This is a genomic window from Mammaliicoccus sp. D-M19, from assembly GCF_022386695.1.
In the GTDB taxonomy this organism is placed as follows: Bacteria; Bacillota; Bacilli; order Staphylococcales; family Staphylococcaceae; genus Mammaliicoccus; species Mammaliicoccus sciuri.
Genome location: NZ_JAJNHW010000001.1, coordinates 545,162 through 563,257, shown reverse-complemented (window position 1 = coordinate 563,257; position 18,096 = coordinate 545,162). Strand labels below are relative to the sequence as shown.

Sequence of the window (18,096 nt, the reverse complement as noted above, 5' to 3'; positions counted from 1 at the left end):
TCATAGCCTATTTGTTCATATTAAAAAATGCAAAGCGAATATTGACATTATTTGTAATTTAATGAATGATATGAATTAGTAATATTCGATTATTAAAGGTATTTATATTTGTTTATTGAGTAGTAATTCCTTAATAATTGGATATTTATTTAAAAAGTTATAGGAAATTAGGTGCTGAATATTATGTATTTTGATGCAGATAGCGTGGACATTAAATTATTGAATTTTAGAGATTTACAAAAGGCTATTCATTTAAATTTAAGTGATGATAAGTATCAACTTTTAGAAGATGGCGTCACTATTAACAATGATTATTTTTTAACTGTATATAAAAATGCAATAAACATTTTTGAAGAATTATTTTCACCTTCAGATTCTATAAATTTAGTTCATGTTGTATATGTTTATAATAAGCCTTACAAAAAAACGAATATTATAAAGAATACATAAAAACGAATGATGATAATATTATGTGTGAAGAGTTTTCATATAATTGTTCAAGGAAAGATATAAAATATAAAAAGCTATTAAAGGCTATTTCCAATCAAGATTTTAAAGGATTAGTTCCAAATATTAATCAGGACTATAATTATTCAGAAATATATATAATCAATAATACTAAAAACTTAATATATCATTTATATGATGATAGAGGTCTTTGGGTAGCTTTTTATAAAAGTGAAGATTATCTACTATATTCTAAGAAGTATAGTCATTTAATATTGGATATTGATAATGATGAAATTTAATTTATCATATAATAAGGTGTCTTTATTTCAAAAAGTAATCAATAATAATTAATGCTTGGAGGTAGACAGTGTTTAATATTGTACTAGATATATGTATATTAGTAGTTTCTTTAACCATTTCTATATACGTTGCAATATCTAAAAATATAAATATTATTGCTTCTATAGAATATGATAAAGTAAATCCAGAAAATATAGCTAAAATCTCATACATATTTTCTACTTGTTTATTTTTGGGAACAGTATTGATTGTTGCTGGAGATTTAGTTTATGATTTTAATTTTATATTATCAATCTTTTTTATTATATTAGGTTTTTCAGTTCTCTTATTGTTTTATGTCTTATTTATGATAATAGAAAAGAAGTGAATTTTGGATTTATAATACTACCAGATAAAGAAAGCCCCGTAGAATTTCTACGGGGTTTTCCTATTCCTTAATCAATTTTAGATAATGTAACGGATGATGTTCTATTTCTTAAGTCTACTTCGATTTCTTCAAGGCTTCTACCTCTTGTTTCTGGTAAGTATTTGATGACAAATATCATTGCGAGTATACCGATGACTGCAAAGATTAGAAATACTTGTTCGATTCCCATCACTGATGTGAGTAGTGGGAAGAATTGTGCAACTAATAAACTGCCTATTGATAAGGATAATGTCGCGATACCTGTTGCTGCGCCTCTTGCTCTCATTGGGAATAGTTCTGGTAACATGATCCATAAGATTGGTCCCCAAGTGAATGCGAAGAAGACAATGAATAATGTTAAACATGCGACAATAATCCATGCACCGACTGTTGAGTGTAATCCGATTGTCCATACGAGTGTTGCCATAATAAGTAATGAGCAAACCATGCCGATATTACCTGTAATAAGTAGTTTTTTACGGTCAATTTTATCCATTATATATATTGCAAATATCGTTACAATTACATTGACTGATCCGATGCCGACTGTTCCAAGAATAGCTGTTGCATCTCCTAAACCTGCTTTACTAAAGATTGTTGGTGCATAGTAAATGATGGCATTAATACCGATGATTTGTTGGAGTAGTGCAAATATACAGCCTATAACAAGTACGGGTCTTAGCCAAACAGATTTTAAGACTGTCCATGTACTTTCTGATATATGAATGATTTCTTTCATTTCGTCAATTTCTTTATCAATTTCTGATTGTTTTCTTGTAATTGCCATAACTTTTCTAGCGGCTTTTTCACTTTTATGTTCAAGTAACCATCTAGGGCTCTCTGGCATAAAGTAAACACCGATCATTAAGATGACAGAAGGGACAACTGCTAATCCAACCATCCATCTCCAAGCCTCCATATCTGCGAAAGCATAGTTAACTAAATATGAAGCGAGAATCCCGATAGTAATCATCAGTTGGTTTAATGAACTTAAAGAACCTCTTGTGTCAGTAGGTGCCATTTCTGATAAATAGACAGGCACGATTGCAGTAGAGCCTCCGACTGCTAATCCGATTATAAATCTACCTATGACTAGGATAACCATTGATTGTGCTAATGATAGAATTAATGCGCCCACGATAAAGACAATCGCAATAACAAATACGAGCTTTCTTCGTCCAAGTTTATCCGATAGTGGTCCACTGAATCCTGAACCAAATATTGCACCGACTAACATTGAACTCACGACTAAACCTTCAGTGAAACTTGTGAGTGGTATATCATTTTTTATAAAAAGCAACGCGCCAGATATAACACCCGTGTCATACCCGTAAAGCAATCCTCCTAGAGCACCTAGGAAGAAAATTAACTTCGTTCTATAATTGCTTGCTTCCATTTTATTACCCCCATGTAATTTTAATAACGCCATCAGAAACTTTAGTTAAAATAAAATTTTGAGGTTCGTTGATGATATTTAATTATTTAAGATAACTAAAAAAGTTGTAATTACTCTTTGAATCTGATTTAATTATTAATGTAAGCCTTTTCAAATAGAAAATCAAGTAAAATACGAATAAAAATATTTATTTTAGTTATTATAAATTACTTAAAGTTAAGGAGGGTTGTCGTGAAGCAATCATCTCGGATCAATATTAATTTAATGAAAGATTATAATAAGCAACTTGTTTTAAGGACGATTCAAAAGTATGGACCAATCTCTAGAGTAGAAATTGCGAATAGAATTGATTTATCAAGACCTTCAGTTTCAGAAATTGTTTCAATATTAATTGATGAACAATGGATAGAAGAGAAGGCAATGGAAAGAAAAGTTAGAGGCAGACAACCTATACCACTTGATATTAATAAAGAGAAAAAAGTGATGATTGGTTTAGAAATTGGTGCATATAGAACGAGTATAATTGTCAGTAATTTGAGAGCAGAAATCTTATTTGAGAAACAAATAGAAATGGATTTACGAAGAGGTCCGAATGACATGATTGTTTATTTAGGACAAGAAATTCGTTTAATTGCAGAAGAATATTCAGCACAACAAATTGAAGTACTTGGTATTGGAGTAGGTATGCACGGGTTGGTCGATACTCAAAATGGTACAAATATCTTTGCGCCAAACTTAGGATGGAGAAATATCGAAATTAAATCGATATTAGAATCTCAAACAGACTTGATGGTCGTAATTGATAATGATTGTAATAGTGCAGCACTTGCGGAAATGTGGTTTGGCCAAGGTAAAGAAGAAACAAACTTTATATCGGTCATCGTGGACTATGGTGTAGGTGCAAGTATTATCAATAATGGATCGATTTTAAAAGGCAATCACCACATTACAGGTCAAATTGGACATGTCACGATAGATCCAGACGGTCCATTATGTTCTTGTGGTAACTATGGCTGTTTAGAAACGTTGACTTCAGAAACAGCAATTTTAAAAATGATTAAGCGTCAATTAAAAATTGGTCGTAAAAGTCAATTATTAAATATGCAGTCTGAAATTGATGAATTAAGTATTGAAGATTTTTATGAGGCAGTGAATCAAGGCGATGAATTATGTGTCCAAATTGCTAAAGAAGTTGGTAGGAACCTTGGTTTAGGCTTTGCAATATTAATAAATTTATTTGGACCAAAATTTATTGTATTAGGTGGTAGTTTAACAAAAATTAGTCATCTCTTACTAACAGAAATTAAAGCAATCATTCGGTTAAAAGTAATGGGTGAAGATGCGAAAGAGACTCCAATCGTAACTTCTGCTTTAGGGGACGATTTATATACGATTGGCGCAGCATCTTTAATAGTAGAAGAAATATTCTCACTACCAAAACCAAATAAATGATTATAAGGAGGAATTATAAATGAGTGAATTAAATGAACAAGTCATTATTGTAACTGGCGCAGGAAAAGGAATCGGTAAAGGTATTGCAAAACAACTTGGCAGTAAAGGAGCAAAGATTGTCGTTGCTACAATCGATCCAGAGTTTGGTAAAGAAACAGTAGCGGAAATAATCGATAACGGTGGCGACGCATACTTTGTTGAAACAGATGTATCTAAAGAAGAAAGTATTATTAATATGGTTAATGAAACAGTAAATCATTATGGAAAAATCAACACACTCGTTAATAATGCAGGTATCACAGTGTTTAAATCAATTGAAGAAGCAACAGTTGAAGATTGGGATTCTATTATCAATATTGATTTAAGAGGCACATTCTTATGTTCGAAACATGTCATCCCTGAAATGAAGAAACAATGTGGCGGTTCAATTATCAATATTTCTTCAAACCATTCAATCGCGACTTTACCAGATACTGATATGTATGCTGCTGCTAAAGGTGGCGTTAATGCGATGACAAGAGGTATGGCGTTAAGTTTAGGTAAATACAATATTCGTGTAAATGCGATATGTCCTGGATTTACGAACACATCACATTTGAAAAATTGGTTTGATTCAATGGAAAACGAAGATGAAGTGAGACAAGGCGTCTTAGATTTACACGCGACATCAAGAATTAATGAACCAGAAGATATTGGTAAATTAGCGCAATATTTAGCATCTGATGATTCTGAAATGATGACTGGTGAACACTTAGTCATTGATGGTGGTTTATCTGCACGTTTATACAACGCAAACGGCTATTAAGTTATAAGGAGGGTCATGAAGATGGATGTATTGTCTATTGGAGAAACGATGGTTGTGTTTGCACCTAAAGGAGTAGGACCAATGAGATATGCTCAAGACTTTTCAACGCATATAGCTGGGGCTGAAACAAATACGCTTATTGGGTTAGAAAAGCTTGGTGTTAAAACTGGCTGGATCAGTCAATTAGGTAATGATGAATTAGGGCAGAAGATTTTAAATTTTGTTCGTGGTGAAGGTATTAATGTAGATTCTGTAAAATTAATATCTGAAGCACCGACTGGCATTTTTCTTAAAGAGAAATTTCGACAAGATCAAACACGCGTCCATTATTATAGAAAAGGTTCAGCAGCCAGTCTAATGTCTGAAGCAAATATAGATGAAAGTTATGTCGCTCAATTTAAATATTTATATGTCACAGGTATTACACCTGCTTTAAGTGCATCTTGTAAAAAAACAATATTTAAACTCATTTCGACAGCAAAATCATTAGGCTTACAAATTGTTTTCGATCCAAACTTAAGACTCAAATTATGGTCTGAAGATGAAGCGAAAGAGACATTAAAACAATTAATCGCTTTAAGTGATATTGTGTTGCCAGGAACGAGTGAAGGGGCATTTTTATTCAATACACAATCTGAAGAAGAAATCGCTCAAAAGATTATAAATTTAGGTGCATCAACAGTAGTTGTTAAATTAGGAAGTAAAGGTGCTTACTATGTACATGAAGATATTTCAGGTTATGCAAAAGCTTCAAAAGAAATAGAAGTCGTTGATCCTGTTGGTGCTGGAGATGGCTTTGCGGCAGGTTTAATTGCAGGTATTATCGAAGGATTATCCATTCATGAAGCATCAGAACAAGCTTGCAATGCAGGAGCACTCGTGACAACGGTTAAAGGGGATGTTGAAGGCTTACCAACTAAAGAAGAAATTGAACAAATGAAACATACAGGTCATGTAGATGATGTGATTAGATAAGGAGGCGTCTAAAATAGATACATTACAAACAATCAAAGAAACTAAATTAATCGCAATTTTACGAAATGCAAATCCCAATGATATTTTACCAATCGTAGAAACATTATATAAAGCAGGTATTCGTGCGATAGAGGTTACGATGAATTCACCTAAAGCGTTAGAATCTATTGAACTGATCTCTAATGAAATGAAGGGAAAAGTTGTAGTCGGAGCAGGTACAGTCTTAGATGCGGAATCGGCAAGGTTAGCTATTTTAAGTGGTGCAACGTTTATACTGTCGCCAACGGTAGATAAAGATACGATTCGCATGAGTAAAAAATATGGTACCGTAAGTATACCAGGTGCTATGACACCAACAGAAATTCTAGAAGCTTATGAATACGGTGGAGATATTATTAAAGTCTTTCCAACAACAAGTTTAGGTCCTGAATATATTAAAGATTTACAAGGTCCACTACCGCATATCCCACTTTTACCAACAGGTGGTGTAAGTATAGACAATGTTACAGACTTTATTGAAGCGGGAGCTGTTGGCGTCGGTTTAGGAAGTGCTTTAGTAAATACGAAAGTAGAAACGAATAAAGCGTATTTTGAGGAACTAGAACAAAAAGCACAAGCATTTTATAACAAAGTACATTAAAGAGGAGTGCTAACATGAAGATTGTAGACTATGAGTTGTTTCAAGTACCACCGCGTTGGTTGTTTCTAAAAATTACAACGGATGAAGGTATCGTCGGATGGGGCGAACCTGTAATTGAAGGTAAAGCTCAGACTGTTGGTGCAGCGGTTGATGAATTTATGCAACAGTTGATTGGCAAAAATCCTTTAAATATTGAAGATCATTGGAACATGATGTATAGAAGTAGCTTTTATAGAGGTGGTCCAATTTTAATGAGTGCCATTTCAGGTATAGACCAAGCATTGTGGGATATTAAAGGTAAATATTATAACGCGCCTGTTCATGAATTATTAGGTGGGGCATGTAGAGAATCTATGAAAGTATATTCATGGGTTGGTGGTGATAGACCTCAAGATACTGCAAACGCTGCTAAAAAAGCTTTTGAAAATGGTTTTGAAGCAATCAAAATGAATGCAACTGAAGAATTACAGTATATAGATAGTTATGACAAGATAGAAAGTGTTGTTCAACGTGTTGCTGGTATTAGAGAAGCGGTTGGCAATCAGTTAGGTATTGGAATTGATTTTCACGGGCGTGTTCATAAACCAATGGCTAAAGTATTAGCTAAAGAATTAGAGCCATACAATCCAATGTTTATAGAAGAACCTGTATTAAGTGAAAATATAGAAGCGGTTAGAGAAATTAGTCAAACGACAACTATTCCAATAGCGCTTGGTGAAAGGCTATTTTCTAGATGGGATTTCAAACCTATTTTAGAAAGTGGATTTGTCGATATCATTCAACCTGATTTATCACATGCTGGTGGTATAACGGAATGTAAAAAAATTATTTCTATGGGAGAAGCTTATGATGTAGGTGCTGCACCTCATTGTCCACTTGGACCTATTGCTTTAGCATCATGTTTACAAGTGGATGCAACTTGTCACAATGCTTTTATACAAGAACAAAGCTTAGGCATTCATTATAATAAAGACAGTGATATTCTAGATTATATTACGAACAAAGAAGTATTTGAGTTTAAAGATGGATATGTAGATATTCCTAAAAAGCCTGGCCTTGGTGTAGAAATTGATGAAGCACATGTTAGAAAAATGGCGGAAGTCGGGCATGATTGGCATAACCCAATTTGGAGACATAAAGATGGAAGCATTGCAGAATGGTAAATATAACGTTTGTTCATAACATGATTAAAGGCTGAGACAATGACGTCTCAGCCTTTAATTGATTTCTCTATATTCATAAACTTGAAGTGGATTGAACTTTATTAAATAATGATCATACCATGTGCTTAATCCATATTTTTGTTTGTAATGTTCTAAAGCTTCATCTATATAGCCTTCAGATACGTCTAAATAATTACTCAGTTCAAATTTATTATGGACGCCTGATTGGTACGCTTGCACAATACTTTTTAGAGGTATAATTTTTTCAAATCCTAATCTTCTTGCTTTATGCTCAAATTTCCATTTCCATAATTCACTTGTATCGAGAATATCTCCATAAGATATATCATGATGGGCTAACTCTTCTCCTAGCACTTCTAACTTTTCTTTGTTAGATAAATCATCTTTCAATAAAATTAATCCATCTACATATAAACCTTTCAGTTGATTCGGAAGGTTACTTGTTTCTTTAATCACGATGTGTTCATTATTGATAAGTGTTTTTTCATATCTATTCAAATTATCCCCACCATATTTTCCGTTTAATAAATCATTTGTTTTGATGCTTTAGAAAATCAACATATTCTAATACTTTCTTCAATTCTTCTTCTGTTAATTCTCCATCTAAATGTGCGGCAATCGTTTCTGCAGTAGAGTTATAAGTTTGTTTAGCTTCCCCGTCTAAAATATAACTGACACTTACATCAAATAACTTTGCCATTTCTTCTATTTTCTTCATCTTTGGTGCTTTTCTTCCTGTTTCCCAATATGAAATGGATTGTTTTGAAACTTGTAACGCATCTGCTAATTTTTGTTGCGTCCATCCATTTTTCGTTCTTAATAAACTTATTTGTTCAGAGAGTTTATTTTGAGACACCATAAGTTTCCCGCTCCTTATATGATTGATACTATTATTATAACCTATAGTTATATTTTATCAATAATTTTGCAGAAAAATATAACTAAAAGTTATTGACGTCAACCGAAAGTTATATTATAGTGTAACCAAGGAGGTGATACACATGGTTAAAATGAACTTCAAAACAGATAAAGTGAATTTGAATTATTCCGAAGAAGATAACAGAATCCCAATTGAACCAGACAAAGTTAAACAATTTATCGCAATGATAGGTGGGTTCTTAGGTGCACTATATTTAGCATTGAATGCATCTGGTTTTTCGGTAGAATGGTTGAACCCTCAAAAGTTAAATGCATGGATGAACGTATTAAACACAGGGATACCTATTGTATTTGTGCTTTATGGTATTTGGAAAAACACATTCATTTTTACAAATCAATCACGTGAACAAGAAAAGTTCTTAAAACAATCTGGTAAAAAATAAAAATGAGAAAGGATGATTGAATGTTAACAGCTATAACATATTTAACTAAAAAAGGATGGGAAATTTCATCAGACCCAAGAACGTACAATCAATATCCAAAAAACTATGGATATAGAAATTACACAGAAGATGGCATAAATTATGATGCCTATTGTAGTGGTTATCATAGAGCATTTGATGTCTATAGTAATGAAACGAATCAAATTCCAGCAATTACTAGTGGAACAGTTATATTAAGTGAACCATTTGGTAATTTCGGAGGCACAATTGAAATTAGAGATAATAATGGCAATGATTGGATTTACGGGCATATGCAAAGAGATACATTGCAATTTTCTAAAGGTGATAAAGTCATTCAAGGTGACATTATTGGATTACAAGGCAATAGTAATTATGACAATAATCCGATGAGTGAACATTTGCATATCCAATTACGTCAAAAAGGTGAAGACATTTCTAAAGAAGTAACAAGAGTGTGTAGTGGTATGCCAATTGAAAATTATGACATATCCAAACTCAATCAAAAATTAGATCAATCTAACAATAAAGGAGCCGTTAAAATGAGTAGAAAAATTATGATTGTAGCAGGGCACGGGTATAATGATCCAGGCGCAGTAGGAAATGGAACAAATGAAAGAGATTTTATTAGAACGAATATCGTAGACAGAGTAGCAAATTATTTAAAACAAGCAGGCCATAAAGTTGCAGTATACGGCAAAGACCAAGATATGTATCAAGATACAGCATACGGTGATCAGGTCGGAAATAAAAAAGATTACGGATTATACTGGGTTAAATCACAAGGTTATGAAATTGTAGTAGAATTTCATTTAGATTCAGCAGCCGCATCAGCTACAGGAGGTCATGTTATTATTCCAAGTGGATTAGCAGCAGACAGTATTGATAAAGCATTACAAGCAGCCGTGAAAAAACATGTAGGTACTATTAGAGGCATTACAGAAAGAAGTGACCTATTACATTGCAACGTAGCTAAAGCAGAATATATCAATTATCGATTAGTAGAGTTAGGATTTATTACCTCAACAAAAGATATGAATTACATTAAAAATAATTTAAATGCATATACAAAATCACTAGCAGAAGCCATCAATGGAGGAGCCATCAATACGAATCCAACAACCTATACAGTCGTAGCCGGAGATACACTATGGAGTATCAGTCAAAAAACAGGCGTTACCGTAGCAACATTAAAGAAATTGAACGGATTAACATCAGATGTCATACAAATCGGACAAGTATTGAAGTTAAAATAGGAGACAAAACGATGAATAAAAAAGCAGAAAAAAATACCTTAACCATAAAATTTATACAATGACGGCCATCATTAAATAAAATTATGTAAGGTATCCGAATAAATTAAATATAACACAAAACCCTCGCTATCAACAAACAAATAGCGAGGGTTTTAAATGTAAAAAATTGTATAAAAAGTAATTGACAGAATATTATGAATTAAATATATTATTCTTAAGACGTCTTGAATTTTGAAAAATGGGAGTGTTTATTAATGAAAAAATTTTTTATAACATTATTATTAACAATTATAATTGCTTCTGGTGCAGGGATTGTTAAAGCATACCAAGTTAATGTTGATGGTGGTACATGGAATTATGGTGTTTCAAGTCAATATGTATGGTCTAATTATTACCATGGAAAGAAAACACATTATACGAGTGTAAGAGGGCGTTATTGGGTTACTTCAGGTTATACACCTAAAGGAAGATGGTCTAAGGTATCGGCTCAAAAACGACCAGGTTGGCAAATTTGGAAAGTAAATAAAGCATATTACGGCTTCTATTAATGAATTTTATTAATGAGGCTATTAAATGAAGAAAATTACAAAGATAACTATATTTCTTATATTCTGTATTATAACTTTTATATTCTTAAATTTTTATAATTATATAGATGATATTAAATTGCCAGGATACAACAAGGCATTAGTCATAGAAAAGTGGGACAAGAAACATAATAAAGAAGAAATAAATAGGTTATTAGTTAAGCTTTCTACTGAACATAATATTTCGATGATTCGAGTAAATGGGAATTATGATGATAATGGTAAAACTAAATATTTATCTCAATATAATTTGAACGAGAAACTTAATTTTAATGAAAAAGCATTTAATCGTAACAAGAAATATCAAATTATAAAACCAGATAATAAAATTTTGGGTAAATTAAATTTGGTTGGAACAACTTTTTTTATAAAAGAGAATCCCAAGAGTGATTTTTATGAAACATTAGAAGAAAAAGGTTTAACTACTAAAGATTATGAATTTCCATTACATTTAATAATATTGGAATATATAAGTACCCATCAATTACCTTCTACTTTCATAATTTTATTAGTAATAATTTTCATAGCTATTTTATATGATCAACTTGCTTCAGTGAAAGAAATGTCTATTAAACGAATACATGGATTCACATCGGCAAAAATTATAGCTTTACAATTATTAAAAATTACAAAAATCTTTGTTTCACATTTCATAATAATAACTTTAATAGTAACTATTGGATTATATTTATATAATCAATTGGCACAAATTAGATATATTTTTTGGTCATATTTAATTTGTGTAGTAATTTTTTATATTATTTTGATTATGGTATCGCTAATGTCTTACTGGCTAGTATCTAAACAAACTTTTAATATTCAAAAATATATAAAATTTGAAGGTGTCGGCAATAGGTTTCAATACTTGCCAAATATAATTAAGTTAATAGTAACTTTAACTTTACTCAATGTTATATCGATTTCAATACATAACTACATAGAAGCGTTTGACATTGTGAACAGTGAAAAGCATTGGTTTAAGAATAAAGATTTATATATTGCTGAATTGACAACAAATGAAATAGAAACAAGTAAGAAACAGTTTAAATATTCAGATCAAGAAGTGATAAATTTATTAAACAAAATTCCTGAAAAGAATTGGATGCTTACATTTCATAGACATTATAATTGGAAAAAATCTGGGGAGAAATATGATTTAGATAATGCTATCTATGTAAATAAGACTTTTATTGATAGAAATAAAATTAGTATAGAAAACAAAGAATCAGTAGATTTTTCAAAAATTACAGCACTAATTCCTGATAAAGGATTTTCCAAAGAGAATATAAATAAAATTAAAAAAGATTTACAAGAAGAGATTGAATTTTATGATGAAATTGAGAAAGTTCCTAATAAACAAAGGTATCTAGATATCAAAGTTCATAAAATAAAAAATAATTATAATTTATTTAACTATAGTACAGGTGTATATAGTAAAGAGGTTATATCTTATAATCCAGTAATAATAATATTACCTAAAGGTTATTATCCAATTTCTTTCTATAGTTCTGCTACATCACAAGGGTTATTGCTCTTTAATGATTATGATCTAATTAAAAGTAAACTAGATCATAATAAGTTTGATACAGAAATTCAAGGTTTGACTAATGCTTATAGTAGTGTATTGACTGAATATAATAAAATAAAACGTAATCTATTTGTTTCTGTTACTACCTCTATACTAGGAATCATAATATTAATTTCAGTATATCTATTTATTATTAATATTTATTGTGATAGAGAGAAAAAAGTGATATTTGTAAGAACTATTCATGGAGATTCTTTTTTTAAAAAGCATATAAGTTTTGTGATAAATAGTTTAGTTTCTACTTTTATAGCATTATTTATTGTGAATTTTTTTGATATTGTAGAAATTTCATTCAAATTAATGATTTCAATTATTCTATTCGAATTACTTACTGTCATGATTTTTATTAATCGATATGAATATCATTTGTTGAAAGATGCAAGAAGAGGTGAGACTCAATAATGAAAAAGTTAATTTATACATTAATAGCAAGCATTATGATAATTTGTATAATTTTATTTACGATGAAAAATATTGATGAAAAATTGGATGTAGTAAATCCCTTTGTTAAAAGAGGTTGGAGTTATGCTAAGGTTCCATACAGTAGCGATGCTGAACATTTAAGTAAGCAAGAAATTATAAATATCCAAGATTATAAAGATATTGAATCTTATGATGAAAATGGTCATAAAAATAACTACTTATTGGACTTTAAAGGTCATAGTCCTTCTGAACAATATGTCAAAATCGATCACAAAGGTAAATGGGTTTATTTTATAGAATATATTAGTAAATCTGAGTATGAGAAGATGATTAAACAATGATCCGTTTAAATAATTTAAGAAAACAATTTAATGGTGTTAATTTATTTAGTGATTTGAGTTTGAATATTAACAAAGGTGAAATGGTCGCCATAACTGGGAGAAGTGGTTCGGGAAAATCTACTTTATTGGGTTGTATGTGTGGCTTAGAAAAAATTGATGGTGGTACTATTTATATTGATGGTGATGACATAACTAAGATGAAACGTAAACATAAGATGCTTTTATATCGAAATAAGTTAGGCTATTTGTTTCAAAACTACGCACTTATTACACATGAAACGATTGAACATAATTTGGACATCGTACTAACTTATAAAAAATTGAGTAAATCACAGAAAAAAGCATTGAAAAATGATGTCATGAAAAAAGTAGGATTAAATAAACCACTTAATACTAAAATTTATACATTAAGTGGAGGAGAACAACAGAGAGTCGCGATTGCTAGGTTACTATTAAAAGAACCTCTAATAATTTTTGCAGATGAGCCAACAGGTGCTTTAGACAATGATAATAAATATAAAATACTTGAACTTTTATCAGAATTTAAAGGTAAATCTACTATATTAATTGTTACGCATGACGAGGAAGTTATGAAATATTGTGATAGAAATATACAACTTGCTACATGAATGAGTTGATACACATATAAAACGGCTAGGACATTATTATTTGTCATAGCCGTTATTTTTTATGAGTTGAAAAGAATGGTGGATTTAGTAACAAAAGTCGTAGGAAGTGTAACTAAGGAGGTCCATAGTAACAAAAATCGTACGAAGTGTAACTAAGGCAGCCTATAATTACAAAACGCATAAGAAGTGTAACGAACGACATACAATTCTTTACTGCTCATTCATAGTTTTACATAATTTTAATCAAACAAACTGAACTATAAATACTCTGTGTGGTATGATGAGTATGGTGATGAGATATGATAAAAATTGGCCTAACTGGATGGGGAGATCATGATTCTTTATATGAAGACCTGTTTAATAAAAAAGATAAGTTAAAAGCATATGCTGCTCATTTTCCTATTGTGGAATTAGATGCAACTTATTATGCGATTCAACCGCAACGAAATATTGAAAAATGGATTCGGGAAACGCCTAATAATTTTAAGTTTGTTGTTAAGATTCATCAGGCGTTAACAGGTCATGCTGAGATAACTGATTTTGCTGAAGACAAAATGACATTGTTTAATTTATTTAAAGATTCGATGGCACCGTTAAAAGCATCAGGAAAGTTAGCGATGATTCTCGTACAGTTTCCACCTTGGTTTGATTTACAGCCTCAAAATATTAATTATTTACGTTATGTACGTGAGCAATTAAAAGATTTTGATGTTTGTATCGAATTTCGTAATCGTACTTGGTTTAAAGAAGATGTTAAAGAGTATACGTTGGAATTTTTAACCGAAATGAAATTTATTCATAGCGTTTGTGATGAACCGCAGAGTGGAGAAGGGTCTATACCACTAATAAATCGTATTACGCATGATGTTGCTTTCGTCCGTTACCATGGTAGAAATGTAAACGGATGGACGAAGAAAGATATGACAGATCAAGAGTGGCGTGATGTCAGATATTTATATAATTATAATGAAGCAGAACTTAAAGAGTTAGCTGATAAAGTTAAAATTTTAGAGCATAAAGCGAAAGATGTTTATGTAGTATTTAATAATAATTCTGGTGGACATGCTGCACAAAATGCCAAAACTTACCAAAAGTTATTAGATATAGAATACGAAGGTTTAGCGCCTAAGCAACTTAAATTATTTTAGAGGTGACAGGTATGGCATATTTAGTGTTAATTATTATAGGTGTATCGTCTGCAATATTAGGGGCGCTAGTTGGAATTGGTGGCGGAATTATTATTGTTCCTTCACTCGTATACTTTGGTATAGACCATCAATTATTGTCTGGTATGACACCACAAAGAGCGATTGGTACATCATCTGTTATATTAATTACAACGGGTTTAACAGCAACATTAGGCTATTTGAAAACGAAGCAAGTTGATGTAAAAAATGGATTAATATTCTTGATTGGTATTATTCCAGGGGCTTTACTTGGTGCATATTTAAGTAAGTATTTTACTTTAGATTCATTTAATTTGTACTTTGGTATTTTCTTAATCTTTATTTCTATCGTATTAATGATACGTAATCATGTGAAACCAATAAAGTACTTCCAACGAGAAAAGTATTTAAAATCATTTACAGATAGATATGGTGAACATCATAAATACGGTGTTCCACCGTTTGTCGCTATTGTTTCATCATTTATTGTTGGTATAACGACTGGTTTATTCGGTATCGGTGGGGGTGCACTGATGACACCTTTAATGATTATTGTATTTAGATTCCCACCACATGTTGCTGTTGGTACAAGTATGATGATGATATTCTTCTCAAGTTTATCAAGTTCTGTCAGCCACATTGTGCAAGGTAATGTACTTTGGGTACATGCGATTGTATTGATTATTTCAAGTTACTTTGGTGCAAAAATTGGTGTAAGAATAAATAGTAGAATGAAGTCAGACACTGTCGTTTTAATTTTAAGATTTACAATGTTAATCTTAGGTATATATTTGATTATAAAAAGTGTTTTATAAGGAGTTGGATTTGTGAAGCTCACGATATTTCATACAAATGATATACACAGTCATTTAAATACATATGCCAAAATATCTCAGTATATTAAAGATGAAAGAAGTCGATGTCAGCATGATACACTATATATTGATATAGGTGATCATATAGATTTATTTCATCCTTTAACAGAAGCATCACAAGGTAGAGAAAATGTTAATATTTTAAATGATAGTCACGTAGATGTTGTCACAATAGGTAATAATGAAGGTATGACGATATCTCATGATGCTTTGAATCACTTATATGATGAAGCTCAGTTCGATGTTACTTGTTGTAATTTATTTGATTTAGATGGCAATTTACCGAATCATATAACTTCTCATGTTGTTAAAGATATTAATGGTATTAAAGTATGTATGATTGGTTTGACAGCACCTTTTAATCATATTTATGAAAGACTTGATTGGAAAGTGACGTCACCATTACTTGCACTAAAGAACGAAATAGAACAAGTGAAAGAAGCATATGATGTACTGCTCGTTTTAAGTCATGTCGGTATCTTCTTTGATGAGCAAATTTGCAAAGAATGTCCGGAAGTAGACATTATTTTCGGCGCACATACACATCATTATTTTGAAAATGGTGAAGAACAAAATGGTGTGTTGATGGCTGCAGCTGGTAAATATGGGCATTATGTTGGTAAAGTAGATTTAGTTATTGAAAATCAAAAAGTTATTCATAAAGAAGCGGAAATTATTAATTCTGACTTAATTGAAGAAGTACCAAATGATTATGAAGAAAAAGGTAAGGCATTATTAAATAAACCGATACTTAAAGGTATTTTTTCATTACCACGTCGTCTTAACAGTGCAAGTTATACAACGGACTTATTATGCGAAAGTGTATTAGATTTTACAGGAGCAGACTGTGCAATTATTAATGCAGGTCTTATCGTTAAAGGTAAGACGGGTAATGAGTTAACAGAATACGATATTCATCAAATGTTACCGCATCCTATAAACACTGTTTCAGTAGATTTAAGAGGCGCGGAACTTAAACAAATTATATATAAAGCGATGGAACAGTCCTATATGGATGAAGTAGCATTTGGATTTGGCTTTAGAGGAGATATTTTTGGAGGATATGTATTTAAAAATATCGGCTATATTGAGTCTACAGGTCAATGTTTTGTGAATGGAAAAGAAATAGAAGATCACGAACAATATATGCTCGGTACTATTGATATGTACACATTCGGAAGATACTTCCCAATATTGAAAGATATGAATGTAAATTATATTATGCCAGAGTTTTTAAGAAATATTTTTGAACAAAAGTTATTACAACATAAAAAGAAAGTGTAATGAGCATTTAAATTTATATGTATATTCGTTATAATATATAAAGATGAAAATTAATAATAGAAGGGTGTTCACGTATATGGCTACTAAAAATGAAGAAATATTACGTAAACCAGACTGGTTAAAAATAAAATTAAACACGAATAAGAACTACACAGGCTTGAAAAAAATGATGCGTGAGAAGAATCTTCATACAGTTTGTGAAGAAGCTAAATGTCCAAATATTCACGAATGTTGGGGAGAAAGACGTACAGCTACATTTATGATTTTAGGTGCAGTTTGTACGAGAGCATGTCGTTTCTGTGCAGTTAAAACAGGTCTTCCAAATGAGTTAGATCTAGATGAACCACAACGTGTAGCAGAATCAGTTCAACTTATGAACTTAAAACACGTTGTTATTACAGCAGTAGCAAGAGATGACTTGAAAGATGCTGGTTCTAACGTTTATGCAGAAACAGTACGTAAAGTAAGAGAGTTAAATCCATATACAACGATTGAAATTTTACCATCAGATATGGGTGGTAGTTATGAAGCATTAGAAACATTAATGGCTTCTAAACCAGATATTTTAAACCACAATATCGAAACAGTTAGACGCTTAACACCAAGAGTTAGAGCACGTGCAAAATATGATCGTACATTAGAATTCTTAAGAAGATCTAAAGAAATGTACCCAGATATTCCTACAAAATCTAGCTTAATGGTTGGACTTGGTGAAACAGTTGAAGAAATTTATGAAACAATGGATGATTTACGTGCAAACGACGTAGATATTATGACAATCGGTCAATATTTACAACCATCACGTAAACATTTAAATGTGCAAAAATACTACACACCTTTAGAATTTGGTAAATTAAGAAAAGTAGCTATGGAAAAAGGCTTTAAACATTGCCAAGCTGGTCCAATGGTACGTAGTTCTTATCACGCAGATGAACAAGTTAATGAAGCTGCTAAACAAAAACATATTCTAGGTGAACAAGCACTTAATAACTAATAAGG

General features: G+C 31.2%; 19 protein-coding genes and 1 pseudogene. 17 read left to right on the top strand and 3 right to left on the bottom strand.

Features of this window, described 5'->3' with window-relative positions; all coding sequences use genetic code 11:
- The first annotated feature begins 183 nt into the window (after positions 1-183).
- A pseudogene (locus LQ675_RS02855) lies at positions 184-749 on the top strand (DUF3885 domain-containing protein).
- Between the two features lie 68 nt (positions 750-817).
- Positions 818-1,117 (top strand): hypothetical protein, encoded by a 300-nt coding sequence (locus LQ675_RS02850; protein ID WP_119469722.1) that lies wholly within the window; start codon positions 818-820, stop codon positions 1,115-1,117.
- Between the two features lie 67 nt (positions 1,118-1,184).
- Here LQ675_RS02850 and glcP read toward each other — a convergent pair whose 3' ends face one another.
- Positions 1,185-2,552 (bottom strand): glucose transporter GlcP, encoded by a 1,368-nt coding sequence (gene glcP / locus LQ675_RS02845; RefSeq protein ID WP_048540197.1) that lies wholly within the window; start codon positions 2,550-2,552, stop codon positions 1,185-1,187.
- 231 nt (positions 2,553-2,783) lie between these two features.
- Here glcP and LQ675_RS02840 point away from each other — a divergent pair, with 231 nt between their 5' ends.
- From LQ675_RS02840 to dgoD, 5 genes are read left to right on the top strand one after another with little or no spacing between them, the layout of a single operon-like run.
- Positions 2,784-4,004: an ROK family transcriptional regulator gene (locus tag LQ675_RS02840; protein ID WP_239726625.1), complete on the top strand. Its 1,221-nt coding sequence runs from the start codon at positions 2,784-2,786 to the stop codon at positions 4,002-4,004.
- 19 nt (positions 4,005-4,023) lie between these two features.
- On the top strand, positions 4,024-4,809 hold the full coding sequence (locus LQ675_RS02835; protein WP_153653794.1) for an SDR family NAD(P)-dependent oxidoreductase: 786 nt from the start codon (positions 4,024-4,026) through the stop codon (positions 4,807-4,809).
- Between the two features lie 21 nt (positions 4,810-4,830).
- A complete protein-coding gene (locus LQ675_RS02830; protein ID WP_078355573.1) occupies positions 4,831-5,784 on the top strand; it encodes a sugar kinase in 954 nt (317 codons plus the stop codon).
- Between the two features lie 13 nt (positions 5,785-5,797).
- On the top strand, positions 5,798-6,424 hold the full coding sequence (locus tag LQ675_RS02825) for a bifunctional 4-hydroxy-2-oxoglutarate aldolase/2-dehydro-3-deoxy-phosphogluconate aldolase (protein ID WP_078355574.1): 627 nt from the start codon (positions 5,798-5,800) through the stop codon (positions 6,422-6,424).
- 14 nt (positions 6,425-6,438) lie between these two features.
- Entirely contained in the window at positions 6,439-7,587 is a 1,149-nt protein-coding gene (gene dgoD / locus LQ675_RS02820) for a galactonate dehydratase (RefSeq protein ID WP_058591502.1), read from the top strand.
- A gap of 54 nt (positions 7,588-7,641) precedes the next feature.
- On the opposite strand, the gene LQ675_RS02815 is transcribed toward dgoD, so the two are convergent.
- Together LQ675_RS02815 and LQ675_RS02810 are read right to left on the bottom strand one after the other, a co-directional pair.
- Positions 7,642-8,106 (bottom strand): ImmA/IrrE family metallo-endopeptidase, encoded by a 465-nt coding sequence (locus LQ675_RS02815; protein WP_025904387.1) that lies wholly within the window; start codon positions 8,104-8,106, stop codon positions 7,642-7,644.
- A 31-nt stretch (positions 8,107-8,137) separates the two neighbouring features.
- Positions 8,138-8,467, bottom strand: a complete 330-nt coding sequence (locus tag LQ675_RS02810; protein WP_025904388.1) for a helix-turn-helix transcriptional regulator — start codon at positions 8,465-8,467, stop codon at positions 8,138-8,140.
- Positions 8,468-8,609: 142 nt separating this feature from the next.
- Here LQ675_RS02810 and LQ675_RS02805 point away from each other — a divergent pair, with 142 nt between their 5' ends.
- From LQ675_RS02805 to lipA, 10 genes are all read left to right on the top strand, one after another.
- Positions 8,610-8,930 carry a phage holin gene (locus LQ675_RS02805; RefSeq protein WP_078355576.1) on the top strand — a complete coding sequence of 107 codons (321 nt, stop codon included), beginning with the start codon at positions 8,610-8,612 and terminating at the stop codon, positions 8,928-8,930.
- A 20-nt stretch (positions 8,931-8,950) separates the two neighbouring features.
- Positions 8,951-10,204, top strand: a complete 1,254-nt coding sequence (locus LQ675_RS02800) for an N-acetylmuramoyl-L-alanine amidase (RefSeq protein WP_239726627.1) — start codon at positions 8,951-8,953, stop codon at positions 10,202-10,204.
- Positions 10,205-10,458: 254 nt separating this feature from the next.
- Positions 10,459-10,752 carry a lactococcin 972 family bacteriocin gene (locus LQ675_RS02795; RefSeq protein ID WP_239726628.1) on the top strand — a complete coding sequence of 98 codons (294 nt, stop codon included), beginning with the start codon at positions 10,459-10,461 and terminating at the stop codon, positions 10,750-10,752.
- A 25-nt stretch (positions 10,753-10,777) separates the two neighbouring features.
- Positions 10,778-12,781: a hypothetical protein gene (locus LQ675_RS02790; protein WP_058591499.1), complete on the top strand. Its 2,004-nt coding sequence runs from the start codon at positions 10,778-10,780 to the stop codon at positions 12,779-12,781.
- Complete coding sequence (locus LQ675_RS02785) at positions 12,781-13,143, top strand: YxeA family protein (protein ID WP_058591498.1); 363 nt, start codon at positions 12,781-12,783, stop codon at positions 13,141-13,143. The genes LQ675_RS02790 and LQ675_RS02785 overlap by 1 nt, the downstream gene beginning before the upstream one ends.
- A complete protein-coding gene (locus tag LQ675_RS02780) occupies positions 13,140-13,772 on the top strand; it encodes an ATP-binding cassette domain-containing protein (RefSeq protein WP_078355581.1) in 633 nt (210 codons plus the stop codon). The genes LQ675_RS02785 and LQ675_RS02780 overlap by 4 nt, the downstream gene beginning before the upstream one ends.
- A 299-nt stretch (positions 13,773-14,071) precedes the next feature.
- The gene (locus LQ675_RS02775) at positions 14,072-14,920 is read left to right on the top strand and encodes a DUF72 domain-containing protein (RefSeq protein ID WP_239726629.1); all 849 of its coding nucleotides are present in this window, start codon (positions 14,072-14,074) and stop codon (positions 14,918-14,920) included.
- 11 nt (positions 14,921-14,931) lie between these two features.
- Positions 14,932-15,753, top strand: coding sequence for a sulfite exporter TauE/SafE family protein (locus LQ675_RS02770; RefSeq protein ID WP_058591495.1), 822 nt, complete (start codon positions 14,932-14,934; stop codon positions 15,751-15,753).
- A gap of 12 nt (positions 15,754-15,765) precedes the next feature.
- The gene (locus tag LQ675_RS02765) at positions 15,766-17,097 is read left to right on the top strand and encodes a bifunctional metallophosphatase/5'-nucleotidase (RefSeq protein WP_239726630.1); all 1,332 of its coding nucleotides are present in this window, start codon (positions 15,766-15,768) and stop codon (positions 17,095-17,097) included.
- Positions 17,098-17,173: 76 nt separating this feature from the next.
- Positions 17,174-18,091: a lipoyl synthase gene (gene lipA / locus LQ675_RS02760; protein WP_048540168.1), complete on the top strand. Its 918-nt coding sequence runs from the start codon at positions 17,174-17,176 to the stop codon at positions 18,089-18,091.
- The last annotated feature ends 5 nt before the right edge of the window (positions 18,092-18,096 follow it).